This is a genomic window from Escherichia sp. HH41S (assembly GCF_009820115.1).
Taxonomy (GTDB): Bacteria; Pseudomonadota; Gammaproteobacteria; order Enterobacterales; family Enterobacteriaceae; genus Escherichia; species Escherichia coli_F.
This window is the reverse complement of sequence record NZ_VNXE01000033.1, coordinates 103,339-128,968: the sequence shown is the minus strand read 5'-3', so window position 1 is coordinate 128,968 and position 25,630 is coordinate 103,339. Positions and strand designations below refer to the sequence as shown.

The 25,630-nt window shown below is 51.7% G+C and carries 24 protein-coding genes and 2 tRNA genes; 20 read left to right on the top strand and 6 right to left on the bottom strand.

The genetic code is table 11. The annotated features are described in order from the left end of the window. The first annotated feature begins 113 nt into the window (after positions 1–113). The 3 genes from secG (at position 114) to FQZ95_RS07110 (ending at position 2,629) form a co-directional block, all read left to right on the top strand. Positions 114–446, top strand: coding sequence for a preprotein translocase subunit SecG (gene secG / locus FQZ95_RS07120; RefSeq protein WP_001295556.1), 333 nt, complete (start codon positions 114–116; stop codon positions 444–446). Positions 447–460: 14 nt separating this feature from the next. Continuing rightward, positions 461–547 (top strand) — tRNA-Leu (locus tag FQZ95_RS07115). Between the two features lie 456 nt (positions 548–1,003). Next, positions 1,004–2,629 (top strand): phosphoethanolamine transferase, encoded by a 1,626-nt coding sequence (locus FQZ95_RS07110; RefSeq protein WP_077760079.1) that lies wholly within the window; start codon positions 1,004–1,006, stop codon positions 2,627–2,629. A 7-nt stretch (positions 2,630–2,636) separates the two neighbouring features. Here the strand turns inward: FQZ95_RS07110 and argG are convergent, their stop codons facing one another. Further along, the gene (gene argG / locus FQZ95_RS07105) at positions 2,637–3,980 is read right to left on the bottom strand and encodes an argininosuccinate synthase (protein ID WP_000207675.1); all 1,344 of its coding nucleotides are present in this window, start codon (positions 3,978–3,980) and stop codon (positions 2,637–2,639) included. 347 nt (positions 3,981–4,327) lie between these two features. Here argG and FQZ95_RS07100 point away from each other — a divergent pair. The 12 genes from FQZ95_RS07100 (at position 4,328) to mtr (ending at position 18,042) form a co-directional block, all read left to right on the top strand. After that, positions 4,328–4,404 (top strand) — tRNA-Met (locus tag FQZ95_RS07100). Positions 4,405–4,610: 206 nt separating this feature from the next. After that, positions 4,611–5,063, top strand: coding sequence for a ribosome maturation factor RimP (rimP, locus tag FQZ95_RS07095; protein ID WP_001300397.1), 453 nt, complete (start codon positions 4,611–4,613; stop codon positions 5,061–5,063). Between the two features lie 27 nt (positions 5,064–5,090). Continuing rightward, positions 5,091–6,578, top strand: coding sequence for a transcription termination factor NusA (nusA, locus tag FQZ95_RS07090; protein ID WP_160530043.1), 1,488 nt, complete (start codon positions 5,091–5,093; stop codon positions 6,576–6,578). A gap of 24 nt (positions 6,579–6,602) precedes the next feature. Continuing rightward, positions 6,603–9,275 carry a translation initiation factor IF-2 gene (gene infB, locus FQZ95_RS07085; RefSeq protein WP_000133052.1) on the top strand — a complete coding sequence of 891 codons (2,673 nt, stop codon included), beginning with the start codon at positions 6,603–6,605 and terminating at the stop codon, positions 9,273–9,275. A 162-nt stretch (positions 9,276–9,437) separates the two neighbouring features. Further along, a complete protein-coding gene (rbfA, locus tag FQZ95_RS07080) occupies positions 9,438–9,839 on the top strand; it encodes a 30S ribosome-binding factor RbfA (protein ID WP_001040205.1) in 402 nt (133 codons plus the stop codon). After that, entirely contained in the window at positions 9,839–10,783 is a 945-nt protein-coding gene (truB, locus tag FQZ95_RS07075; RefSeq protein ID WP_046081278.1) for a tRNA pseudouridine(55) synthase TruB, read from the top strand. The genes rbfA and truB overlap by 1 nt, the downstream gene beginning before the upstream one ends. 148 nt (positions 10,784–10,931) lie before the next feature. Next, the gene (gene rpsO, locus FQZ95_RS07070) at positions 10,932–11,201 is read left to right on the top strand and encodes a 30S ribosomal protein S15 (protein WP_000059466.1); all 270 of its coding nucleotides are present in this window, start codon (positions 10,932–10,934) and stop codon (positions 11,199–11,201) included. 245 nt (positions 11,202–11,446) lie between these two features. Continuing rightward, a complete protein-coding gene (pnp, locus tag FQZ95_RS07065) occupies positions 11,447–13,582 on the top strand; it encodes a polyribonucleotide nucleotidyltransferase (RefSeq protein WP_001296445.1) in 2,136 nt (711 codons plus the stop codon). 108 nt (positions 13,583–13,690) lie between these two features. Continuing rightward, a complete protein-coding gene (gene nlpI / locus FQZ95_RS07060; RefSeq protein ID WP_000802080.1) occupies positions 13,691–14,575 on the top strand; it encodes a lipoprotein NlpI in 885 nt (294 codons plus the stop codon). Between the two features lie 106 nt (positions 14,576–14,681). Next, complete coding sequence (gene yrbN / locus FQZ95_RS07055; protein WP_010723222.1) at positions 14,682–14,762, top strand: protein YrbN; 81 nt, start codon at positions 14,682–14,684, stop codon at positions 14,760–14,762. Beyond that, a complete protein-coding gene (deaD, locus tag FQZ95_RS07050; protein WP_001295553.1) occupies positions 14,755–16,644 on the top strand; it encodes an ATP-dependent RNA helicase DeaD in 1,890 nt (629 codons plus the stop codon). The genes yrbN and deaD overlap by 8 nt, the downstream gene beginning before the upstream one ends. A gap of 153 nt (positions 16,645–16,797) precedes the next feature. Further along, on the top strand, positions 16,798–18,042 hold the full coding sequence (mtr, locus tag FQZ95_RS07045; protein ID WP_160530042.1) for a tryptophan permease: 1,245 nt from the start codon (positions 16,798–16,800) through the stop codon (positions 18,040–18,042). 117 nt (positions 18,043–18,159) lie between these two features. On the opposite strand, the gene FQZ95_RS07040 is transcribed toward mtr, so the two are convergent. From FQZ95_RS07040 to ubiU, 3 genes are all read right to left on the bottom strand, one after another. Then, positions 18,160–19,167: a luciferase-like monooxygenase gene (locus tag FQZ95_RS07040; RefSeq protein ID WP_046081284.1), complete on the bottom strand. Its 1,008-nt coding sequence runs from the start codon at positions 19,165–19,167 to the stop codon at positions 18,160–18,162. Positions 19,168–19,247: 80 nt separating this feature from the next. Next, positions 19,248–20,126: a U32 family peptidase gene (locus FQZ95_RS07035; protein WP_001296442.1), complete on the bottom strand. Its 879-nt coding sequence runs from the start codon at positions 20,124–20,126 to the stop codon at positions 19,248–19,250. An 8-nt stretch (positions 20,127–20,134) separates the two neighbouring features. Further along, the gene (gene ubiU, locus FQZ95_RS07030; protein WP_160530041.1) at positions 20,135–21,130 is read right to left on the bottom strand and encodes a ubiquinone anaerobic biosynthesis protein UbiU; all 996 of its coding nucleotides are present in this window, start codon (positions 21,128–21,130) and stop codon (positions 20,135–20,137) included. 208 nt (positions 21,131–21,338) lie between these two features. Here ubiU and ubiT point away from each other — a divergent pair, with 208 nt between their 5' ends. Continuing rightward, positions 21,339–21,863, top strand: coding sequence for a ubiquinone anaerobic biosynthesis accessory factor UbiT (gene ubiT, locus FQZ95_RS07025; protein WP_001295552.1), 525 nt, complete (start codon positions 21,339–21,341; stop codon positions 21,861–21,863). Next, positions 21,857–22,360, top strand: coding sequence for a GNAT family N-acetyltransferase (locus FQZ95_RS07020; protein ID WP_000908554.1), 504 nt, complete (start codon positions 21,857–21,859; stop codon positions 22,358–22,360). Before ubiT ends, FQZ95_RS07020 begins: the two co-directional genes overlap by 7 nt. Here the strand turns inward: FQZ95_RS07020 and yhbQ are convergent. Continuing rightward, positions 22,347–22,649 (bottom strand): DNA damage response exodeoxyribonuclease YhbQ, encoded by a 303-nt coding sequence (gene yhbQ, locus FQZ95_RS07015; RefSeq protein WP_032303838.1) that lies wholly within the window; start codon positions 22,647–22,649, stop codon positions 22,347–22,349. The two genes, FQZ95_RS07020 and yhbQ, sit on opposite strands and share 14 nt — an antisense overlap. 50 nt (positions 22,650–22,699) lie before the next feature. Here yhbQ and FQZ95_RS07010 point away from each other — a divergent pair, with 50 nt between their 5' ends. Then, positions 22,700–23,143, top strand: a complete 444-nt coding sequence (locus FQZ95_RS07010) for a YhbP family protein (RefSeq protein ID WP_000449454.1) — start codon at positions 22,700–22,702, stop codon at positions 23,141–23,143. Here the strand turns inward: FQZ95_RS07010 and yhbO are convergent. After that, complete coding sequence (yhbO, locus tag FQZ95_RS07005; RefSeq protein WP_160530040.1) at positions 23,123–23,641, bottom strand: protein/nucleic acid deglycase; 519 nt, start codon at positions 23,639–23,641, stop codon at positions 23,123–23,125. The two genes, FQZ95_RS07010 and yhbO, sit on opposite strands and share 21 nt — an antisense overlap. A 127-nt stretch (positions 23,642–23,768) precedes the next feature. Here yhbO and FQZ95_RS07000 point away from each other — a divergent pair, with 127 nt between their 5' ends. Continuing rightward, a complete protein-coding gene (locus tag FQZ95_RS07000) occupies positions 23,769–24,404 on the top strand; it encodes an NAD(P)H-binding protein (protein ID WP_001352912.1) in 636 nt (211 codons plus the stop codon). A 72-nt stretch (positions 24,405–24,476) separates the two neighbouring features. Further along, a complete protein-coding gene (locus tag FQZ95_RS06995; protein ID WP_032185189.1) occupies positions 24,477–25,517 on the top strand; it encodes a permease in 1,041 nt (346 codons plus the stop codon). The last annotated feature ends 113 nt before the right edge of the window (positions 25,518–25,630 follow it).

Genomic DNA, 25,630 nt, shown 5'->3' with positions numbered 1-25,630 from the left:
AGGTCATTCGCTTTGGTTAGTATTCACACCCGCTTCAGTGGGAAAGATTAGAAACTCCCGCTTTATTGGTTGAAGCATTGGTACGCGGCAACTCCGCAAGGAACAGGTTGATTATGTACGAAGCTCTTTTAGTAGTTTTCCTTATTGTGGCAATTGGCCTTGTTGGTCTGATCATGCTGCAGCAAGGTAAAGGCGCTGATATGGGAGCCTCCTTCGGAGCAGGCGCTTCCGCTACGCTGTTTGGTTCAAGTGGTTCTGGTAACTTCATGACCCGCATGACGGCGCTGCTGGCAACGTTATTCTTCATCATCAGTCTGGTGCTGGGTAACATCAATAGCAACAAAACCAATAAAGGTAGCGAATGGGAAAATCTGAGTGCACCGGCCAAAACCGAACAAACTCAGCCAGCTGCTCCGGCTAAGCCGACCAGCGATATCCCGAACTAAAAAGTAGTATCCGTGCCGAGGTGGTGGAATTGGTAGACACGCTACCTTGAGGTGGTAGTGCCCAATAGGGCTTACGGGTTCAAGTCCCGTCCTCGGTACCAAATTCCAGAAAAGAGACGCTGAAAAGCGTCTTTTTTCGTTTTGGTCCTGGTCTGAGGAATGGTTGTCAGGTATCTGTATCTCGTCCAGTTGCTTTACTCGTAGCTGGTACTTTGAAACGATGGTGCCGGTACGCCTTAGTTATAAACTTTTCCCTACTGCTGACATAATTGGCACTTTATTGTGTCAACTCCAGTTCCGGTACGAATACGGATATGTTTACTTCTCGATAAACCATCCTGCTCCTGTCAGTATAACTACTGATGGCTACGTTCTGCGTAATGTTTAGAGACGCATTGATAATGTTATTTAATTACTGAGAACAATGGCCGCATCATTTAAAAAGAAAAAACTAACAGTGTTTCGGTCTGATATGGATCAGCGTTGAAAAACATGTCTGATATAAAATTGAACATTGTTGATAATTGTTTATATTGGTTGTGAACTTGGATTTCTGGATGACAGTATTCAACAAATTTGTTAGAAGTTTTAAATCTCATTGGTTGTTGTATCTTTGTGTTATTGTTTTTGGTATTACGAACTTAGTCGCCTCTTCCGGAGCGCATATGGTTCAGCGATTGCTGTTCTTCGTTCTGACCATCCTGGTTGTTAAACGTATATCATCCCTTCCGCTTCGCCTGCTTGTTGCCGCACCATTTGTGTTACTGACAGCGGCAGACATGAGTATTAGCCTCTATTCATGGTGTACCTTTGGTACAACTTTCAATGATGGATTTGCGATTAGTGTGCTGCAGAGTGATCCGGATGAAGTTGTCAAAATGCTGGGGATGTATATCCCTTATCTATGTGCTTTTGCCTTTTTATCCCTTCTTTTTTTGGCAGTAATAATAAAATATGATGTTTCCTTGCCGACGAAAAAAGTGACAGGAATATTATTGCTGATTGTCATTTCGGGCAGTTTATTTTCCGCTTGTCAATTTGCTTATAAAGATGCAAAAAATAAAAAAGCGTTCAGTCCATATATACTAGCGTCGCGATTTGCTACCTATACACCGTTTTTCAATCTCAATTATTTTGCTTTAGCAGCGAAAGAGCATCAAAGATTACTCTCAATTGCAAACACGGTGCCGTATTTTCAATTATCAGTCAGGGATACAGGTATTGATACCTACGTGTTGATTGTGGGGGAGTCTGTACGTGTCGACAATATGTCTTTGTATGGATATACACGCTCTACGACACCGCAAGTCGAAGCACAAAGAAAACAGATCAAACTGTTTAATCAAGCAATAAGCGGTGCACCTTACACTGCGCTGTCGGTTCCCCTTTCTTTAACTGCTGATTCTGTTTTGAGTCATGACATTCATAATTACCCGGACAACATTATTAATATGGCTAATCAAGCAGGATTTCAGACTTTCTGGCTAAGCTCGCAATCCGCTTTTCGGCAGAATGGTACAGCAGTTACCAGTATCGCCATGCGCGCCATGGAAACAGTCTATGTCAGAGGATTTGATGAATTGTTGTTGCCGCATTTATCGCAAGCGTTACAGCAAAAGACGCAGCAAAAGAAACTGATTGTTCTTCATTTAAATGGAAGCCATGAACCGGCTTGTAGCGCCTATCCGCAATCCAGCGCCGTGTTTCAACCACAGGACGATCAGGATGCCTGCTATGACAACTCCATTCATTACACAGATAGTTTGCTAGGTCAGGTTTTTGAATTATTAAAAGATCGCCGAGCCTCGGTCATGTATTTTGCCGACCATGGCCTGGAACGCGACCCGACGAAGAAGAACATTTATTTTCATGGAGGCAGGGAGGCCAGCCAGCAGGCATATCATGTTCCGATGTTTATCTGGTATAGCCCCGTTCTTGGGGATGGCGTGGATCGCACAACGGAAAACGATATCTTTTCCACTGCTTACAATAATTACCTTATTAATGCGTGGATGGGGGTAACAAAGCCGGAACAGCCGCAAACGCTGGAGGAAGTGATTGCACACTATAAAGGAGACTCACGGGTTGTAGATGCAAACCATGATGTTTTCGATTTTGTGATGCTAAGAAAGGAGTTTACTGAGGATAAGCAAGGTAACCCCACCCCTGAAGGGCAGGGTTGATGTCGAATTACTGGCCTTTATTTTCCAGATTCTCCACCTGCGGCACGCCCGAAGCGGCAGAGGAGGAGAGCAGGCCAGTTTTGGCATAACCGAAAAGTTTCTCGCGGGTATCGGTGATATCCAGGTTGCGCATGGTCAGTTGACCGATACGATCATCTGGCGAGAACACCGAGTCGCCTTTTTCCATCGTCAGACGCTCTGGCTTGTAGGTCAGATTGTCAGAGACGGTATTAAGGATGGAGTAATCGTTCCCGCGGCGCAGTTCCAGGGTAACTTCACCAGTGATCTGGCTGGCAACCCAGCGTTGCAGGGAGTCACGCAGCATCAGCGCCTGGGAATCAAACCAACGTCCCTGGTACAGCAAACGGCCCAACTGACGACCATGTGCATGATACTGCTCAATGGTGTCTTCGTTGTGAATACCAGTAAGCAGACGTTCATACGCAATGTGCAGCAGCGCCATCCCCGGAGCCTCGTAAATACCACGGCTTTTCGCTTCGATGATACGGTTTTCAATCTGGTCGCTCATGCCCAGGCCGTGACGACCGCCGATGCGGTTAGCTTCCAGCATCATTTCTACGTCGTCGCTAAAGGTTTTACCGTTCAGCGCCACTGGATGACCTTGCTCAAAGCGTACTGTGACTTCTTCTGCCGGGATCTTCACACTCTCATCCCAGAACTTCACGCCCATAATCGGGTTGACGATTTTGACGCTGGAGTTGAGGTATTCCAGATCCTTCGCTTCGTGTGTAGCACCAAGCATGTTGGAGTCTGTGGAGTAGGCTTTTTCGACAGACATTTTGTAGTCGAAACCGCAGGCAATCATAAATTCAGACATTTCATGACGACCGCCCAGTTCATCAATAAAGTCAGTATCAAGCCACGGTTTGTAAATCTGCAGTTCAGCATTGGTCAGCAGACCGTAACGATAGAAACGTTCGATATCGTTTCCTTTATAGGTGCTGCCGTCACCCCAGATATTCACGCCATCTTCTTTCATGGCAGCAACCAGCATGGTGCCGGTCACGGCGCGGCCCAGCGGCGTCGTATTGAAATAGGTCAGGCCGCCGGTGGTGTTATGAAATGCGCCACACTGAATAGCGGCAATACCTTCGGCAACCAGTTGTTTGCGGCAGTCGATCAGACGTGCGTTCTCCGCGCCGTATTCCATGGCACGACGAGGGATCGCATCATAATCCTCTTCGTCTGGCTGGCCCAGGTTTGCAGTATATGCATAAGGAACCGCTCCCTTTTGTCGCATCCACAGCAGTGCGGCACTGGTGTCCAGACCGCCGGAAAAAGCGATACCAATACGTTGACCTACCGGGAGATGCTTGAGAATCGTCGTCATAAAATAACACCCTGCTTAATTAACTGATGATGAGCCTGGATTTCCGCTCTCACTGAATTTTTATGCAAAATAAATGAGTTTTCATTTAATCATCTTTTATCGGTGACAGGAAGAGTTTAGTGTGTTTTTTGTAAAATAATGCGCTTAAGGAGGAGCAGTAGAGGGCAAAAGTATTCGACAAACGAAAGTGAACTGGATATTCATTCACGCGATTAGCAATAAATGTTGACAAAATGTGGCGTGGATCACTATAATGCCTGCAGATTTTACGTCCCGTCTCGGTACACCAAATCCCAGCAGTATTTGCATTTTTTACCCAAAACGAGTAGAATTTGCCACGTTTCAGGCGCGGGGTGGAGCAGCCTGGTAGCTCGTCGGGCTCATAACCCGAAGGTCGTCGGTTCAAATCCGGCCCCCGCAACCACTTTCCCTTAGAGTCCTTTTTCAAATATACTGTGAAGACTTCGGCCTTCGTAGTGGGATTTGAAAAAATCCTTCTGGAAAGTGCTCCAGACCGCAGTTGCGGTTATAGGGTTCAGTTATATAAAGCCCCGATTTATCGGGGTTTTTTGTTATCTGACTACAGAATAACTGGGCTTTAGGCCCTTTTTTTATGTCTTGGGGGTGGGCTTGTCCACATTAGAGCAAAAATTAACAGAGATGATTACTGCGCCAGTTGAGGCCCTGGGTTTTGAACTGGTTGGCATCGAGTTTATTCGCGGTCGCACATCCACACTGCGCATCTATATTGATAGTGAAGATGGCATCAATGTTGATGATTGTGCTGATGTGAGCCACCAGGTAAGTGCTGTGCTGGATGTCGAAGATCCCATCACCGTTGCTTATAACCTGGAAGTCTCCTCACCGGGTCTCGATCGCCCACTGTTCACGGCTGAACACTACGCCCGTTTCGTCGGAGAAGAGGTGACTCTGGTTCTCCGTATGGCGGTACAAAACCGTCGTAAATGGCAGGGCGTTATCAAAGCGGTAGACGGTGAAATGATCACAGTTACCGTCGAAGGTAAAGATGAAGTGTTCGCGCTGAGTAATATCCAGAAGGCGAACCTGGTTCCCCACTTTTAATAGTCTGGATGAGGTGAAAAGCCCGCGATGAACAAAGAAATTTTGGCTGTAGTTGAAGCCGTCTCCAATGAAAAGGCGCTGCCTCGCGAGAAAATTTTCGAAGCGTTGGAAAGCGCGCTGGCTACAGCAACCAAGAAAAAATACGAACAAGAGATCGACGTTCGCGTACAGATCGATCGCAAAAGCGGTGATTTTGACACCTTCCGTCGCTGGCTGGTAGTTGATGAAGTCACCCAGCCAACGAAAGAAATCACTCTTGAAGCTGCGCGCTTTGAAGATGAAAGCCTGAATCTGGGCGATTACGTTGAAGATCAGATTGAGTCTGTTACCTTTGACCGTATCACCACCCAGACGGCAAAACAGGTTATTGTGCAGAAAGTGCGTGAAGCCGAACGTGCGATGGTGGTTGATCAATTCCGTGAACACGAAGGTGAAATCATCACCGGCGTGGTGAAAAAAGTGAACCGCGACAACATCTCTCTGGATCTGGGCAACAACGCTGAAGCCGTGATCCTGCGTGAAGATATGCTGCCGCGTGAAAACTTCCGCCCTGGCGACCGCGTTCGTGGCGTGCTCTATTCCGTTCGCCCGGAAGCGCGTGGCGCGCAATTGTTCGTCACCCGTTCCAAGCCGGAAATGCTGATCGAACTGTTCCGCATTGAAGTGCCGGAAATCGGCGAAGAAGTGATTGAAATTAAAGCAGCGGCTCGCGACCCGGGTTCTCGTGCGAAAATCGCGGTGAAAACCAACGATAAACGTATCGATCCGGTAGGTGCTTGCGTAGGTATGCGTGGCGCGCGTGTTCAGGCAGTTTCTACTGAACTGGGCGGCGAACGTATCGATATCGTCCTGTGGGATGATAACCCGGCGCAGTTCGTGATTAACGCAATGGCACCGGCAGATGTTGCTTCTATCGTGGTGGATGAAGATAAACACACCATGGATATCGCCGTTGAAGCCGGTAATCTGGCGCAGGCGATTGGCCGTAACGGTCAGAACGTGCGTCTGGCTTCGCAGCTGAGCGGTTGGGAACTCAACGTGATGACCGTTTACGACCTGCAGGCTAAGCATCAGGCAGAAGCGCACGCAGCGATCGACACCTTCACCAAATATCTCGACATCGACGAAGACTTTGCGACTGTCCTGGTAGAAGAAGGCTTCTCGACGCTGGAAGAACTGGCCTATGTGCCGATGAAAGAGCTGTTGGAAATCGAAGGCCTTGATGAGCCGACCGTTGAAGCACTGCGCGAGCGTGCTAAAAATGCACTGGCCACCATTGCACAGGCCCAGGAAGAAAGCCTCGGTGATAACAAACCGGCTGACGATCTGCTGAACCTTGAAGGGATAGATCGTGATTTGGCATTCAAACTGGCCGCCCGTGGCGTTTGTACGCTGGAAGATCTCGCCGAACAGGGCATTGATGATCTGGCTGATATCGAAGGGTTGACCGACGAAAAAGCCGGAGCACTGATTATGGCTGCCCGTAATATTTGCTGGTTCGGTGACGAAGCGTAATAAACTGTAGCAGGAAGGAACAGCATGACAGATGTAACGATTAAAACGCTGGCCGCAGAGCGACAGACCTCCGTGGAACGCCTGGTACAGCAATTTGCTGATGCAGGTATCCGGAAGTCTGCTGACGACTCTGTGTCCGCACAAGAGAAACAGACTTTAATTGACCACCTGAATCAGAAAAATTCAGGCCCGGACAAATTAACGCTGCAACGTAAAACCCGCAGCACCCTTAACATTCCTGGTACCGGTGGAAAAAGCAAATCGGTACAAATCGAAGTCCGCAAGAAACGCACCTTTGTGAAACGCGATCCGCAAGAGGCTGAACGCCTTGCTGCGGAAGAGCAGGCGCAGCGTGAAGCGGAAGAGCAAGCCCGTCGTGAGGCAGAAGAATCGGCCAAACGCGAGGCGCAACAAAAAGCTGAACGTGAGGCCGCAGAACAAGCTAAGCGTGAAGCCGCTGAACAAGCGAAACGTGAAGCTGCGGAAAAAGACAAAGTGAGCAATCAACAAGACGATATGACTAAAAACGCCCAGGCTGAAAAAGCCCGCCGTGAGCAGGAAGCTGCAGAGCTCAAGCGTAAAGCTGAAGAAGAAGCGCGTCGTAAACTCGAAGAAGAAGCACGTCGCGTTGCTGAAGAAGCACGTCGTATGGCGGAAGAAAACAAATGGACTGATAACGCGGAACCGACTGAAGATTCCAGCGATTATCACGTTACTACTTCTCAACATGCTCGCCAGGCAGAAGACGAAAGCGATCGTGAAGTCGAAGGCGGCCGTGGCCGTGGTCGTAACGCGAAAGCAGCGCGTCCGAAGAAAGGCAACAAACACTCTGAATCAAAAGCTGATCGTGAAGAAGCACGCGCAGCAGTACGTGGCGGTAAAGGCGGAAAACGTAAAGGTTCTTCGCTGCAGCAAGGCTTCCAGAAGCCAGCTCAGGCCGTTAACCGTGACGTTGTGATTGGCGAAACCATCACCGTTGGCGAACTGGCGAACAAGATGGCGGTTAAAGGTTCTCAGGTCATCAAAGCGATGATGAAACTGGGCGCAATGGCAACCATCAACCAGGTTATCGATCAGGAAACCGCACAGCTGGTTGCTGAAGAGATGGGCCACAAGGTTATCCTGCGTCGTGAAAACGAGCTGGAAGAAGCGGTAATGAGCGACCGTGACACAGGTGCTGCGGCTGAACCGCGCGCGCCGGTTGTGACCATCATGGGTCACGTTGACCACGGTAAAACCTCTTTGCTGGACTACATTCGTTCAACGAAAGTGGCCTCTGGCGAAGCGGGCGGCATTACCCAGCACATTGGTGCATACCACGTTGAAACTGAAAACGGCATGATCACCTTCCTGGACACCCCGGGGCACGCCGCGTTTACTTCAATGCGTGCACGTGGTGCGCAGGCAACGGACATCGTAGTCCTGGTTGTTGCTGCCGACGACGGCGTAATGCCGCAGACCATCGAAGCAATTCAGCACGCGAAAGCGGCAGGCGTGCCGGTTGTGGTTGCAGTGAACAAGATCGACAAACCAGAAGCCGATCCAGATCGCGTTAAGAACGAACTCTCTCAGTACGGCATCCTGCCGGAAGAGTGGGGCGGTGAAAGCCAGTTCGTACATGTGTCTGCGAAAGCAGGTACCGGTATCGATGAACTGCTGGACGCTATCCTGTTGCAGGCAGAAGTTCTGGAACTGAAAGCGGTACGTAAAGGTATGGCGAGCGGTGCGGTTATCGAATCCTTCCTCGATAAAGGTCGTGGTCCGGTTGCTACTGTTCTGGTACGTGAAGGTACTCTGCACAAGGGCGACATCGTTCTGTGTGGTTTCGAATACGGTCGTGTTCGCGCAATGCGTAACGAAATGGGTCAGGAAGTGCTGGAAGCAGGTCCGTCCATTCCAGTAGAAATCCTTGGCTTGTCCGGTGTTCCGGCAGCGGGTGACGAAGTTACCGTAGTGCGTGACGAGAAGAAAGCACGTGAAGTTGCACTGTATCGTCAGGGCAAATTCCGTGAAGTTAAACTGGCACGTCAGCAGAAATCGAAACTCGAGAACATGTTCGCTAACATGACCGAAGGCGAAGTTCACGAAGTGAACATCGTTCTGAAGGCAGACGTTCAGGGTTCCGTGGAAGCGATCTCCGACTCCTTGCTGAAACTGTCTACTGACGAAGTTAAAGTGAAGATCATCGGTTCTGGCGTAGGTGGTATCACCGAAACCGACGCTACCCTGGCTGCGGCGTCCAACGCCATCCTGGTTGGCTTCAACGTACGTGCTGATGCCTCTGCACGTAAAGTGATTGAAGCGGAAAGCCTGGATCTGCGTTACTACTCCGTCATCTATAACCTGATCGACGAAGTGAAAGCGGCGATGAGCGGTATGCTGTCTCCGGAACTGAAACAGCAGATTATCGGTCTGGCGGAAGTTCGTGATGTGTTCAAATCACCGAAATTTGGTGCCATCGCAGGTTGTATGGTTACTGAAGGTGTGGTTAAACGTCACAACCCGATCCGCGTTCTGCGCGACAACGTGGTTATCTACGAAGGCGAGCTGGAGTCCCTGCGCCGCTTCAAAGATGACGTTAACGAAGTCCGTAACGGTATGGAATGTGGTATCGGCGTTAAGAACTACAACGACGTCCGCACTGGCGATGTGATCGAAGTATTCGAAATCATCGAGATCCAACGTACCATCGCTTAAGGTTTTTAGGGTTCTATGCGGGATAAGGCGTTTACGCCGCATCCGGCATGGATTGCCTGATGCGACGCTGGCGCGTCTTATCAGGCTACGTGAACAGCCCTTCCACCTGAAATTAATTTTAAAAAGGGGCTAACAGCCCCTTTTTTGTCAGGAGAATTTATTATGGCGAAAGAATTTGGTCGCCCGCAGCGCGTAGCGCAGGAAATGCAAAAAGAGATCGCTCTCATCCTGCAACGCGAAATTAAAGATCCTCGTCTGGGCATGATGACCACCGTTTCCGGTGTCGAAATGTCTCGTGACCTGGCGTATGCAAAAGTATATGTGACGTTCCTTAACGACAAAGATGAAGATGCGGTTAAAGCGGGCATCAAAGCGTTACAAGAAGCCTCTGGTTTCATCCGCAGCCTGCTGGGGAAAGCGATGCGTCTGCGTATCGTGCCGGAACTGACCTTCTTCTACGACAACTCGCTGGTTGAAGGGATGCGTATGTCAAACCTGGTGACCAGCGTGGTCAAACATGACGAAGAACGTCGTGTTAATCCGGACGACAGCAAGGAGGACTAATGAGTCGTCCTCGTCGTCGCGGTCGCGACATTAACGGCGTTTTGTTGCTGGATAAACCACAGGGTATGTCCAGCAACGATGCACTGCAAAAAGTGAAACGGATTTATAACGCTAATCGTGCCGGGCATACCGGTGCGCTGGACCCGCTGGCGACCGGCATGTTGCCGATTTGCCTCGGAGAAGCGACGAAGTTTTCCCAGTATCTGCTGGACTCCGACAAACGCTATCGGGTGATTGCGCGTCTTGGACAGCGTACTGATACTTCTGACGCTGACGGACAAATCGTTGAAGAACGTCCGGTAACCTTTAGTGCAGAGCAACTGGCGGCGGCACTGGATACTTTCCGTGGTGATATCGAACAGATCCCTTCGATGTATTCAGCACTGAAATACCAGGGCAAAAAACTGTACGAATATGCGCGTCAGGGAATTGAAGTCCCGCGTGAAGCACGCCCGATTACCGTTTATGAATTGCTGTTTATTCGCCACGAAGGCAATGAACTGGAGCTGGAAATTCACTGCTCAAAAGGCACCTATATCCGCACTATCATTGACGATCTCGGCGAAAAACTCGGCTGTGGCGCGCATGTTATTTACCTGCGTCGTCTGGCTGTAAGTAAATATCCGGTTGAACGGATGGTGACTCTGGAACATCTGCGTGAACGGGTTGAGCAAGCCGAACAGCAGGATATTCCGGCAGCGGAGTTACTTGATCCATTACTGATGCCAATGGACAGTCCAGCTTCGGACTATCCGGTGGTGAATCTTCCGTTAACGTCTTCTGTTTACTTCAAAAATGGTAACCCGGTTCGTACATCCGGTGCGCCGCTGGAAGGACTGGTTCGCGTTACAGAAGGTGAGAACGGCAAGTTTATCGGTATGGGCGAAATTGACGATGAAGGCCGCGTTGCGCCTCGTCGCCTGGTGGTTGAATACCCGGCGTAATGTTAACCGTCTTGCGATAACAAGTCGCTACGAGTAGAATACTGCCGCTTAACGTCGCGTAAATTGTTTAACACTTTGCGTAACGTACACTGGGATCGCTGAATTAGAGATCGGCGTCCTTTCATTCTATATACTTTGGAGTTTTAAAATGTCTCTAAGTACTGAAGCAACAGCTAAAATCGTTTCTGAGTTTGGCCGTGACGCAAACGACACCGGTTCTACCGAAGTTCAGGTAGCACTGCTGACTGCACAGATCAACCACCTGCAGGGCCACTTTGCAGAGCACAAAAAAGATCACCACAGCCGTCGTGGTCTGCTGCGCATGGTTTCTCAGCGTCGTAAATTGCTCGACTACCTGAAACGTAAAGACGTAGCACGTTACACCCAGCTCATCGAGCGCCTGGGTCTGCGTCGCTAATTCTTGCGAGTTTCAGAAAAGGGGCCTGAGTGGCCCCTTTTTTCAAACTGACGGCAGCAATTCACTGGAAACTAATGTATTGTTGCTATGAATGATCTTCCGTTGCAGAGGTTCGCGCGGCTAATGAGAGGCTTTACCCACATTGGGCTGGGTTAGGGTTGTCATTAGTCGCGAGGATGCGCAGAAGATCGGGTATTAACACCAGTGCCGTAAGGTGCTGTCTAAGAAAGAGAAAGGATATTACATTGCTTAATCCGATCGTTCGTAAATTCCAGTACGGCCAACACACCGTGACTCTGGAAACCGGCATGATGGCTCGTCAGGCTACTGCCGCTGTTATGGTTAGCATGGATGACACCGCGGTATTCGTTACCGTTGTTGGTCAGAAAAAAGCCAAACCAGGTCAGGACTTCTTCCCGCTGACCGTTAACTATCAGGAGCGTACCTACGCTGCTGGTCGTATCCCTGGTAGCTTCTTCCGTCGTGAAGGCCGCCCAAGCGAAGGCGAAACCTTGATTGCGCGTCTGATTGACCGCCCGATTCGCCCGCTGTTCCCGGAAGGCTTCGTCAACGAAGTTCAGGTTATCGCCACCGTGGTTTCTGTTAACCCGCAGGTTAACCCGGATATCGTTGCGATGATTGGTGCTTCCGCAGCACTTTCTCTGTCTGGTATTCCGTTCAATGGTCCGATTGGTGCTGCCCGCGTAGGTTACATCAATGACCAGTACGTACTGAACCCGACTCAGGACGAGCTGAAAGAGAGCAAACTGGACCTGGTTGTTGCCGGTACAGAAGCTGCCGTGCTGATGGTTGAATCTGAAGCTGAACTGCTGAGCGAAGACCAGATGCTGGGCGCAGTGGTGTTCGGTCATGAACAACAGCAGGTTGTTATTCAGAACATCAATGAACTGGTGAAAGAAGCCGGTAAACCGCGTTGGGATTGGCAGCCGGAGCCGGTAAACGAAGCGCTGAACGCGCGCGTTGCTGCGCTGGCTGAAGCTCGTCTGAGCGATGCTTATCGCATCACCGACAAACAAGAGCGTTATGCGCAGGTTGATGTCATCAAATCTGAAACCATCGCGACGCTGCTTGCTGAAGACGAAACCCTGGACGAAAACGAACTGGGTGAAATTCTGCACGCTATCGAGAAAAATGTTGTTCGTAGCCGCGTACTGGCAGGCGAACCGCGTATCGACGGTCGTGAAAAAGATATGATCCGTGGTCTGGATGTGCGTACTGGCGTGCTGCCGCGTACTCACGGTTCTGCGTTGTTCACCCGTGGTGAAACGCAGGCACTGGTTACCGCAACGCTGGGTACTGCACGTGACGCACAGGTTCTTGATGAACTGATGGGCGAACGTACTGACACCTTCCTGTTCCACTACAACTTCCCTCCGTATTCCGTAGGTGAAACTGGCATGGTCGGTTCTCCGAAGCGTCGTGAAATTGGTCACGGTCGTCTGGCGAAGCGCGGCGTGCTGGCAGTAATGCCGGATATGGACAAATTCCCGTACACCGTACGTGTAGTGTCTGAAATTACAGAATCCAACGGTTCTTCTTCTATGGCTTCCGTGTGCGGTGCGTCTCTGGCGCTGATGGACGCAGGTGTGCCAATCAAAGCTGCTGTTGCGGGTATCGCAATGGGTCTGGTGAAAGAAGGCGACAACTACGTTGTACTGTCTGACATTTTGGGCGACGAAGATCACCTGGGCGATATGGACTTCAAAGTTGCGGGTTCCCGCGACGGTATCTCTGCACTGCAGATGGATATCAAAATTGAAGGTATCACCAAAGAGATCATGCAGGTTGCGCTGAACCAAGCTAAAGGTGCGCGTCTGCATATCCTGGGCGTCATGGAGCAGGCGATCAACGCGCCGCGTGGTGATATCTCTGAGTTTGCACCGCGTATCCATACCATCAAGATCAATCCGGACAAGATCAAAGACGTTATCGGTAAAGGCGGTTCTGTTATCCGTGCCCTGACCGAAGAAACTGGCACCACCATCGAAATCGAAGATGACGGTACTGTGAAGATCGCAGCGACCGACGGCGAGAAGGCGAAAAACGCTATTCGTCGTATCGAAGAGATCACTGCAGAAATCGAAGTGGGTCGCGTCTACAATGGTAAAGTGACCCGTATCGTTGACTTTGGCGCGTTTGTTGCCATCGGCGGCGGTAAAGAAGGTCTGGTCCACATCTCTCAAATCGCCGACAAGCGTGTTGAGAAAGTGACCGACTACCTGCAGATGGGTCAGGAAGTACCGGTGAAAGTTCTGGAAGTCGATCGCCAGGGCCGTATCCGTCTGAGCATTAAAGAAGCGACTGAGCAGTCTCAACCTGCTGCAGCACCGGAAGCTCCGGCTGCTGAACAGGGCGAGTAAGGTTGCCATTTGCCCTCCGCTGCGGCGGGGGGCTTTTAACCGGGCAGGACGCCTTGTTAGCAACCGGGAACAGGACGTTCATTCAACCGTGGTCTTCGGGAGTGGGAAATGAAGCCTTTTTTGCGCTGGTGTTTCGTTGCGACAGCACTTACGCTTGCAGGATGCAGTAATACTTCCTGGCGTAAAAGTGAAGTCCTCGCGGTACCATTGCAACCGACTTTACAGCAGGAAGTGATTCTGGCACGTATGGAACAAATCCTTGCCAGTCGGGCTTTAACCGATGACGAACGCGCACAGCTTTTATATGAGCGCGGAGTGTTGTATGATAGTCTCGGTCTGAGGGCATTAGCGCGTAACGATTTTTCGCAAGCGCTGGCAATCCGACCGGATATGCCTGAAGTATTCAATTACTTAGGCATATATTTAACGCAGGCAGGCAATTTTGATGCTGCCTATGAAGCGTTTGATTCTGTACTTGAGCTTGATCCAACTTACAACTACGCGCACTTGAATCGCGGGATCGCATTATATTACGGCGGTCGTGACAAGTTAGCGCAAGATGATCTGCTGGCGTTTTATCAAGACGATCCCAATGATCCTTTCCGTAGTCTGTGGCTTTATCTCGCCGAGCAGAAGCTCGATGAGAAGCAGGCTAAAGAAGTGTTAAAACAGCACTTCGAAAAATCGGATAAGGAGCAGTGGGGATGGAACATTGTCGAGTTCTACCTGGGCAACATTAGCGAACAAACGTTAATGGAAAGGCTCAAGGCGGACGCAACGGATAACACCTCGCTCGCTGAGCATCTCAGTGAAACCAACTTCTATTTAGGTAAGTACTACCTAAGTCTGGGGGATTTGGACAGCGCCACGGCACTGTTCAAACTGGCGGTTGCCAACAACGTTCATAACTTTGTTGAGCACCGATACGCATTGTTGGAATTATCGCTCCTGGGCCAGGACCAAGATGACCTGGCAGAATCGGACCAGCAATAGCTGACGTACACATCAGCCCGTAATCTTTTTTGATTGCCATCACCTTAACGGGTGAGGGCGTTGTTGTTCGTTAATACACCTACTTTGAGCCGGTTCACACTTTTCAATGAAAATTGCTGATCAATTTCATGATGAGTTATGTAGACTGGCCGCCATTAATTTTGAGGCACACGTACTACATGGCTGAATTCGAAACCACTTTTGCAGATCTGGGCCTGAAGGCTCCTATCCTTGAAGCCCTTAACGATCTGGGTTACGAAAAACCATCTCCAATTCAGGCAGAGTGTATTCCACATCTGCTGAATGGCCGCGACGTTCTGGGTATGGCCCAGACGGGGAGCGGAAAAACGGCAGCATTCTCTTTACCTCTGCTGCAAAATCTTGATCCTGAGCTGAAAGCGCCACAGATTCTGGTGCTGGCACCGACCCGCGAACTGGCGGTACAGGTTGCTGAGGCAATGACGGATTTCTCTAAACACATGCGCGGCGTAAACGTGGTTGCCCTGTACGGCGGCCAGCGTTATGACGTGCAATTACGCGCCCTGCGTCAGGGGCCGCAGATCGTTGTCGGTACTCCTGGCCGTCTGCTGGACCACCTGAAACGTGGCACTCTGGACCTCTCTAAACTGAGCGGTCTGGTTCTGGATGAAGCTGACGAAATGCTGCGCATGGGCTTCATCGAAGACGTTGAAACCATTATGGCGCAGATCCCGGAAGGTCATCAGACCGCTCTGTTCTCTGCAACTATGCCGGAAGCGATTCGACGTATTACCCGCCGCTTTATGAAAGAGCCGCAGGAAGTGCGCATTCAGTCCAGCGTGACTACCCGTCCTGACATCAGCCAGAGCTACTGGACTGTGTGGGGGATGCGTAAAAACGAAGCACTGGTACGTTTCCTGGAAGCGGAAGATTTTGATGCGGCGATTATCTTCGTTCGTACTAAAAACGCGACTTTGGAAGTGGCAGAAGCTCTTGAGCGTAACGGCTACAACAGCGCTGCACTGAACGGTGACATGAACCAGGCGCTGCGTGAGCAGACGCTGGAACGCCTGAAAGATGGTCGTCTGGATATCCTGATTGCGACCGACGTTGCGGCCCGTGGCCTGGACGTTGAGCGTATCAGCCTGGTAGTTAACTACGATATCCCGATGGATTCCGAGTCTTACGTTCACCGTATTGGTCGTACCGGCCGTGCGGGGCGTGCTGGTCGTGCGCTGCTGTTCGTTGAGAACCGTGAGCGTCGTCTGCTGCGTAACATTGAACGTACCATGAAGCTGACCATTCCGGAAGTTGAACTGCCGAACGCAGAACTGCTGGGCAAACGTCGTCTGGAAAAATTCGCCGCTAAAGTACAGCAGCAGCTGGAAAGCAGCGATCTGGATCAATACCGTGCACTGCTGAGCAAAATTCAGCCGACGGCAGAAGGTGAAGAGCTGGATCTCGAAACTCTGGCCGCCGCACTGCTGAAAATGGCACAGGGTGAACGTACTCTGATTGTTCCGCCAGATGCGCCGATGCGCCCGAAACGTGAATTCCGCGACCGTGACGACCGTGGTCCGCGCGATCGTAACGACCGTGGCCCACGTGGCGACCGTGAAGATCGTCCGCGTCGTGAACGTCGTGATGTTGGCGATATGCAGCTGTACCGTATTGAAGTGGGCCGCGATGATGGTGTTGAAGTTCGTCATATCGTTGGCGCGATTGCTAACGAAGGTGACATCAGCAGCCGTTACATCGGTAACATCAAGCTGTTTGCTTCTCACTCCACCATCGAACTGCCGAAAGGTATGCCGGGTGAAGTGCTGCAACACTTTACGCGTACTCGCATTCTCAACAAGCCGATGAACATGCAGTTGCTGGGCGATGCACAGCCGCATACTGGTGGTGAGCGTCGTGGTGGTGGTCGTGGTTTCGGTGGCGAACGTCGTGAAGGCGGTCGTAACTTCAGCGGTGAGCGCCGTGAAGGTGGTCGTGGTGATGGTCGTCGTTTCAGCGGCGAACGTCGTGAAGGCCGCGCGCCGCGTCGTGATGACTCTACTGGTCGTCGTCGTTTCGGTGGTGATGCGTAATCATCGCTGAACAGCGAACACAATCTGTAAAATAATATATACAGCCCCGATTTTAACCATCGGGGCTTTTTTTCTGTCTTTTGTACTCGTGTACTGGTACAGTGCAATGCATAACAACGCAGTCGCACTATTTTTCACTGGAGAGAAGCCCTCATGGCAACACTAACCACCACCCAAATGTCACCGTCGCTACTTGGCGGCGTGGTGATTATCGGCGGCACCATTATTGGCGCAGGGATGTTTTCTCTGCCAGTGGTCATGTCCGGGGCGTGGTTCTTCTGGTCAATGGCGGCGCTGATCTTTACCTGGTTCTGTATGCTGCATTCCGGCTTGATGATTCTGGAAGCTAACCTGAATTATCGAATCGGTTCGAGTTTTGACACCATCGCCAAAGACTTGCTGGGCAAAGGCTGGAACGTGGTCAACGGCATTTCCATTGCCTTTGTGCTCTATATCCTGACCTATGCCTATATTTCTGCCAGCGGTTCGATTCTGCATCACACCTTCGCGGAGATGTCGCTGAATGTTCCGGCACGAGCTGCAGGTTTTGGTTTTGCGCTACTGGTGGCGTTTGTGGTGTGGTTGAGCACCAAAGCCGTCAGCCGGATGACGGCGATTGTGCTGGGGGCGAAAGTTATTACCTTCTTCCTCACTTTCGGCAGTTTGCTGGGGCATGTGCAGCCTGCGACATTGTTTAACGTCGCGGAAAGCAATGCGTCTTATGCACCGTATCTGTTGATGACCCTGCCGTTCTGTCTGGCCTCATTTGGTTATCACGGTAACGTGCCGAGCCTGATGAAGTATTACGGCAAAGATCCGAAAACTATCGTGAAATGCCTGGTCTACGGTACGCTGATGGCGCTGGCGCTGTATACCATCTGGTTGCTGGCGACGATGGGCAACATCCCTCGTCCGGAGTTTATCGGCATCGCCGAGAAGGGCGGTAATATTGATGTGCTGGTACAGGCGTTAAGCGGCGTGCTGAACAGTCGTAGTCTGGATCTGCTACTGGTCGTGTTCTCAAACTTTGCGGTAGCGAGTTCGTTCCTCGGCGTAACGCTGGGTTTGTTTGACTATCTGGCAGATCTGTTTGGTTTTGACGACTCTGCCCTGGGCCGCTTGAAAACGGCACTGTTGACCTTTGCACCGCCTGTCGTGGGTGGCCTGCTGTTCCCGAACGGATTCCTGTACGCCATTGGTTATGCTGGCTTAGCGGCTACCATCTGGGCTGCAATTGTTCCGGCGCTGTTGGCCCGCGCATCGCGTAAACGCTTTGGCAGCCCGAAATTCCGTGTCTGGGGCGGCAAGCCGATGATTGCACTGATTCTGGTGTTTGGTGTTGGCAACGCACTGGTGCATATTTTATCGAGCTTTAATTTGCTGCCGGTGTATCAGTAATCAGCGGTGCCTTATCCGACATTTCTGCTGCCTACACAATGCCTGATGTGCTTCGCTTATCAGGCCTACGTAGGACAGCGTTGCCAGCTCGGATAAGGCTTCCCACGTTAAAACACACTATCCCAGTAACTCTTCCTTAACATCCATCGCCAGCTCAAACGAATGCAGGCGCGCCTGGTGATCGAAAATCTGCCCGTTAACCATAATCTCATCCGCGTCGGTTTCGCGCAGGATCGACTGCAAACCATGACGCACTTTCGCTTTATCACCCACCAGCGACATACTCAGCGCCTGCTGCACGCCATACTGCTCAGACGGTGACCAGAACTGATCCATATTTTGAATCGGTGGCGGCAGTTGCCCGGTTTCACCGCGGCGCAGCTTCACAAAGGCTTGCTGCATCGAGGTAAACAGGAATTCGGCGTCGCGGTTGCTGTCGGCGGCGATAATATTGATGCACACCATCGCGTACGGTTTCTCCAGCCGTGCCGACGGTTTGAAGTTGCTGCGATAAAGATGCAGCGCCTGGAACAGCATATCCGGCGCGAAGTGTGAGGCAAACGCGAACGGCAGACCAAGCTGCGCCGCCAGTTGTGCACTGTAAAGGCTGGAGCCTAATAACCACACGGGGATTTTCTCGCCATAGCCCGGTACAGGGCGCACATGCGGATTGGGATCGCGGGCGTCAAACCAGTCCACCAGCTCCGCGACATCGCGGGGGAAATTATCAATATCGCCGCTCATATGACGACGTAGAGCCATCATGGTTCGCTGGTCACTACCCGGAGCACGGCCCAGCCCCAAATCGATTCGCCCCGGATAGAGCGTATTGAGCGTGCCGAACTGTTCGGCGATCACCAACGGTGAGTGGTTTGGTAACATCACGCCGCCAGACCCCAGATGCAGCGTAGTGGTATTCGCCGCCAGATAGCCAATCAAAACTGATGTTGCAGCACTGGCAATACCGGTCATATTGTGGTGTTCTGCCAGCCAGTAGCGATGATAGCCGTGCTTTTCAGCCAGACGGGCGAGATCGAGAGAGTGGGAGAACGCTTCTCGCGCTGAAGAGCCTTCGGGAATGGGGGCCAGATCGAGTAGCGAAAACGCAATGGTTTTATCAGTCATAACAGCTCACTTTGTTACCGATTAATCTTTAATACTGCATTAAAGAGTAGTTAAAGTTGTTAACAAAGTGAGCTATTTGCTTAGGCTTGCAGTTCCAGCCCAGCCAGCCGTCTCCAGTAGCCGTTACAGTCGCTGTTTGCCGTCAACGGGAGTGGTGCAGCACCATTTTCATTAGCGCGGAAGGCGTCGAGCATAGCGAAAGTGTCAGTACCCTGCGGTGACAGGCGGACCACATCAACCAGCCCCTGCATGGATGCCAGCTCGTTACCGAGGTTGTACACGTAGCCGCTCATGGTCTGAATGCCATTGAGCACAAACACTTGTTGGTTTTCCTGCGACAGCACGTTGCGCCCGTTCGGATACTTAATGCAGCAGGTTTCACACTCATCTTTTGGGCGGTCTTCCGAACGCGCGGTAAAGCAGCGGGCGGAGTAGGCCAGCGGCAGATGACCGTAGCTCAAGACTTCCACTTCAAACTGGTTGCGAATGCCCAGCTCATCGCACTGATTAAGCAGATTCACCAGCCAGTCGCGGGAAAGTTCCACCGGCATACACCAGCGCATCATGCCCTGTTTGAGCAATATTTTCAGCGTCACCGCGTTGTAGCAGTTCAGCGCGTGTCCGGCGACGAACGGCAGTTTGCGCTCAGCGCACATATTCACCACGCCAAGATCGCTGGCTTCAATCAGAAACTCACCGTTCTCAACATAGCGTTTCAGTTCGCCCAGTTCGGAGGATGCCTGCACCAGCGCCAGCGTGGAGAGCACAATCTGCTTGCCACTTCCGGCGAGCGATTTTGCCATCTCCAGCCAGTCGCCAACTTTGGTTGCCCGGCGTTTGCTACAGACCGCTTCACCGAGATAAATCACGTCTGCGCTGCTGGCGGCGGCCTGCTGATAAAAATCTTCCAGCGTCTCTTTTGGCCAGTACCACAGCACCGGCCCTAAGGAATATTTCATTGCTCTTCTCACTGCCATTTACGGTGATACGCGCCAAGAGTGGTTTGCGTGCCTTCGGACATCGACCCGAGCGTCTCCATCCACGCGCTTTGCGGTACGAAGTTTTGCGGATCGGCCTTACAATGGTCGATAGCCTGACGCCAGACTTTTGCCACCTGGCTGACATACGCCGGGCTACGCTGGCGGCCTTCAATTTTCACCGAAGCGATATTCGCCGCCATTAACTCCGGCAGTAGCTCAAGGGTATTGAGACTGGTTGGTTCTTCCAGCGCGTGATAGCGCTCGCCGTCCACCAGATAACGCCCTTTACACAGCGTCGGATAACCTGCGTTTTCGCCGTCCTGATAACGGTCGATCAGCACTTCGTTCAGGCGAGATTCCAGCCCCTGCGGCGTTTGCTGCCAGCGCACGAAACGGGCCGGAGAACATGCCCCCACTGTGTTGGGCGACTCACCCGTCAGATACGACGACAGATAGCAACGACCTTCCGACATAATGCACAGACTGCCGAAAGCGAACACTTCCAGCGGTACAGGCGTGACCCGCGCCAGTTGTTTCACCTGATGAATCGATAACACGCGCGGCAGCACCACGCGGGCAACGTCAAAATGGCGATGATAAAAGTGAATCGCCTCTTCATTGGTTGCTGAAGCCTGCACTGACACATGACGTTCAATATGCGGGTATCGCTCGGCGGCGTACTCCAGCATGGCGAGGTCGGCGAGGATCAGCGCGTCGGCACCCAGCTGCGCCGCCATATCCACGGCGCGCTGCCAGCGGGCGTAACCGTCCGGATGCGCAAAAGTGTTAATCGCGATGTGAAGTTTGCGGCGATGTTGATGGACAAAACTCACCGCTTCCTGCAATTTTTTCTCGGTAAAGTTAAGGCCGGCGAAGTGACGGGCATTGGTATCATCTTTTAGCCCGATATAAACAGCATCTGCGCCGTTTTCGATGGCCGCCTTAAGCGCCGGGAGATTTCCGGCAGGGCAGAGCAGCTCCATAATTTTTCCTGAAGGGTGCGCTATCAAAACGCAAAAATGTTAACGAACTGGGATTTTAGTTAACCTTGCAGCGACAATTTTTGATTTAAGGCAGTTAAAGTTGTATTGGTGGTAGCAGCAATTTCATATGGAATTGTTGATTTATACCGCTATGTTATTTTTCTGATATGGCAAAATAGGATGATTGTTGAAACAGGGAGTAAAACTCGTGTTGGATAAACTGCGTTCCCGTATTGTGCATTTGGGGCCATCTCTGTTGAGTGTACCGGTAAAACTGACGCCATTTGCGCTAAAACGCCAGGTTCTTGAGCAGGTCTTAAGCTGGCAATTCCGTCAGGCGCTGGATGATGGCGAGCTGGAGTTTCTTGAAGGCCGCTGGTTAAGTATTCATGTGCGTGATATTGATCTGCAATGGTTTACCTCGGTGGTGAATGGCAAACTGGTCGTTAGCCAGAACGCGCAAGCTGATGTGAGTTTTAGTGCCGACGCCAGCGATCTGCTGATGATTGCGGCGCGTAAACAGGATCCGGATACGCTCTTCTTCCAGCGTCGGCTGGTGATTGAAGGCGATACGGAGCTGGGGCTGTATGTGAAAAACCTGATGGACGCCATTGAACTGGAGCAAATGCCGAAAGCCTTACGCATGATGCTGCTGCAACTGGCGGATTTTGTTGAGGCGGGAATGAAAACCGCGCCTGAAACCAAACAGACATCGGTAGGTGAACCATGCTAATTCGAGTAGAAATTCCCATTGATGCGCCGGGTATTGATGCCCTGCTGCGTCGTTCATTCGAAAGTGATGCGGAAGCGAAGCTGGTTCACGATCTGCGTGAAGATGGCTTTCTGACGCTGGGGCTGGTGGCGACAGATGACGAAGGTCAGGTCATTGGCTATGTGGCATTTAGTCCGGTTGATGTGCAGGGCGAAGATCTACAATGGGTCGGCATGGCACCGCTGGCGGTAGATGAAAAATACCGTGGACAGGGGCTGGCACGCCAACTGGTCTATGAAGGACTCGATTCGCTTAATGAGTTCGGCTATGCCGCAGTGGTGACGCTGGGCGATCCGGCGCTGTACAGCCGTTTCGGCTTTGAACTGGCGGCGCATCACGATCTGCGTTGCCGCTGGCCGGGCACTGAAAGCGCCTTCCAGGTACATCGTTTAGCGGATGACGCGCTGAACGGCGTAACCGGTCTGGTTGAGTATCACGAGCACTTCAATCGCTTTTAATCTTTGGGGTTTGCAGGCTGCTTATCAGCTCTGCAAACCCTGAGCCTTCCGCTACCAGACGTTCTTTTTGCCGTTTGGTCAGTTGTTTAACGCGATATTCCGCCCGTAGTGCCAGCGAACGGTCGCCCACTGGCGCGGAAAATGCCAGCGTCAGTTCTCCTTTCCCGCGCAGTGCTTTTGCGCCTTTGCCGCTTTGATGTTGCTGATAGCGGCGTTCGACATCCGTGGTGATCCCGGTATAAAGCTTATTGTCGGCGGTACGGATCAAGTAAAGAAACCAGGGTGTCATCGTCTGCGTCACATGTTAAGGTCAGGCCCACAGTATAAAAGAGAACAGCTATGGAAACACTCACCGCCATCAGCCGTTGGCTGGCAAAACAACATGTTGTCACCTGGTGTGTGCAGCAGGAAGGGGAATTGTGGTGCGCCAATGCCTTTTATCTTTTTGATGCACAGAAAGTTGCCTTCTACATTTTGACGGAGGAAAAAACGCGTCACGCGCAGATGAGTGGGCCGCAGGCGGCAGTTGCTGGAACGGTAAACGGTCAGCCGAAAACGGTAGCGTTAATTCGCGGCGTGCAGTTTAAAGGTGAGATCCGCAGACTGGAAGGTGAGGAAAGCGACCTTGCGCGCAAGGCGTATAATCGTCGCTTTCCGGTTGCCAGAATGCTGTCGGCGCCGGTGTGGGAAATCCGGCTTGATGAAATCAAATTCACTGACAACACGCTGGGCTTTGGTAAAAAAATGATTTGGCTACGTAGCTCAGGCACCGAGCAGGCGTAACGCCTCGCGGTTAAACGCGGGCAAATCGTCCGGTGTCCGACTGGTAACCAGCTGATCTTTATCGACCACGACTTCCTGATCGTAAAATTCCGCGCCCGCGTTTTTAACATCAATCACAATCGGTTTAACCGCGGTCAGTTTGCGTCCCCGAATGACATCGGCGCTGATCAGCAGCTGCGGACCGTGGCAAATGGCAAACACCGGTTTGCCGCTATTCACAAAATCACGGGTAAAGGTGACAAAACGGTTGTCGCCACGCAGATAATCCGGTGAATGACCGCCCGGTAGCAGCAGGGCATCAAACTCGGTTGGCGTCACTTCATCGATGGATTTATCGATGGTCACGCTGGCTTCTCCTTTTTTCCCTTTCACCGTTTTACCCGCTTGTTTTTCAATGGTAATCACTTCGTGTCCGGCTTTACGGAACTCGTCTGCGGGTGAAGTAAATTCTGAATCCTCAAATTCATCAGTGATTAAAACGGCAATTTTCTTACTCATGCTTCCTCCGCGTTGTTGCATTGGATGAGGCGAATTTCTCACAATCGGGGATAATTACCTCATGGTCTATTAAGCCTGGTGCATGAGCCGGGGAGCGCAAGGCAGACAATTCTGTAAAGGAGCGAAGATGAGTCAGGTACTGATTACAGGCGCAACGGGGCTGGTGGGCGGTCACCTGCTGCGGATGTTGATTAACGAACCGAAAGTTAACGCTATTGCTGCACCGACGCGACGTCCGTTGGGAGATATGCCAGGAGTGTTCAATCCCCATGATCCGCAACTGACCGACGCGCTGGCACAGGTCACTGATCCTATCGACATTGTGTTTTGTTGTCTCGGCACCACGCGGCGGGAAGCGGGGAGCAAAGAAGCGTTTATTCATGCCGATTACACGCTGGTTGTGGATACCGCATTAACCGGACGGCGACTGGGTGCTCAGCATATGCTGGTAGTCAGTGCTATGGGGGCCAATCCCCACTCGCCGTTTTTCTATAACCGTGTCAAAGGGGAGATGGAAGAAGCGTTAATCGCCCAGAACTGGCCGAAACTGACCATTGCCCGTCCGTCGATGTTGCTGGGCGATCGCAGCAAGCAGCGGATGAACGAAACGCTTTTTGCACCGTTGTTTCGTCTGCTACCGGGTAACTGGAAATCCATTGATGCGCGAGACGTGGCGCGGGTCATGCTGGCAGAGGCGATGCGGCCTGAGCATGAAGGTGTGACTATTTTAAGCTCTTCAGAATTACGCAAAAGAGCTGAATAATTATTCCCAAGAATTGATAGTGAGCGTAATATTCACGCGCTCAATTATCATAACTAATTCCTGGGGAATGCTATGACTGGTCAGTCTTCATCTCAGGCGGCAACGCCCATTCAGTGGTGGAAACCCGCGCTTTTCTTTCTCGTTGTCATTGCTGGTCTCTGGTATGTGAAATGGCAACCTTACTACGGCAAAGCGTTTACCGCCGCCGAAACTCACAACATCGGTAAATCAATACTCTCACAGGCGGATGCTAATCCGTGGCAGGCGGCGTTGGATTACGCGATGGTCTATTTCCTCGCGGTATGGAAAGCGGCGGTGCTGGGAGTGATCCTCGGGTCGTTGATTCAGGTGCTGATCCCTCGTGACTGGCTGCTACGCACGCTTGGGCAATCGCGCTTTCGCGGCACGCTGCTGGGAACGCTGTTTTCGCTGCCGGGCATGATGTGTACTTGCTGTGCGGCACCGGTCGCGGCGGGGATGCGTCGCCAACAGGTGTCGATGGGCGGGGCGCTGGCATTCTGGATGGGCAATCCGTTGTTAAACCCGGCGACGCTGGTGTTTATGGGTTTTGTCCTCGGCTGGGGCTTTGCGGCGATTCGTCTGGTGGCGGGACTGGTGATGGTGTTGCTGATTGCGACCCTGGTGCAAAAATGGGTGCGTGAAACACCGCAAACACAGGCACCGGTCGAAATTGACATGCCGGAAGTGCAGGGCGGATTTTTTAGCCGCTGGGGCAGGGCGCTATGGACGCTTTTCTGGAGTACGATCCCGGTTTATATCCTGGCGGTGCTGGCGTTGGGTGCCGCACGCGTCTGGTTATTCCCCCATGCCGATGGTGCTGTCGATAACAGCCTGATGTGGGTGATTGCGATGGCGGTAGCGGGATGCTTGTTTGTCATTCCCACGGCAGCAGAAATTCCGATTGTACAAACGATGATGCTGGCAGGTATGGGAACCGCTCCGGCGCTGGCATTGTTGATGACGCTTCCTGCTGTAAGTTTGCCGTCGCTGATAATGTTGCGTAAAGCGTTCCCGGCGAAAGCCTTATGGCTGACGGGTGCGATGGTGGCGGTGTCTGGTGTGATTGTCGGCGGGCTGGCGCTGTTGTTCTGATTTGAGGGAAAACATGTCGGATGCGGCGTAAACGCCTTATCCGACCTACGGTTTGCATCGTTGTAGGCCTGATAAGACGCGGCAAGCGTCGCATCAGGCATTACAAGGCGTTG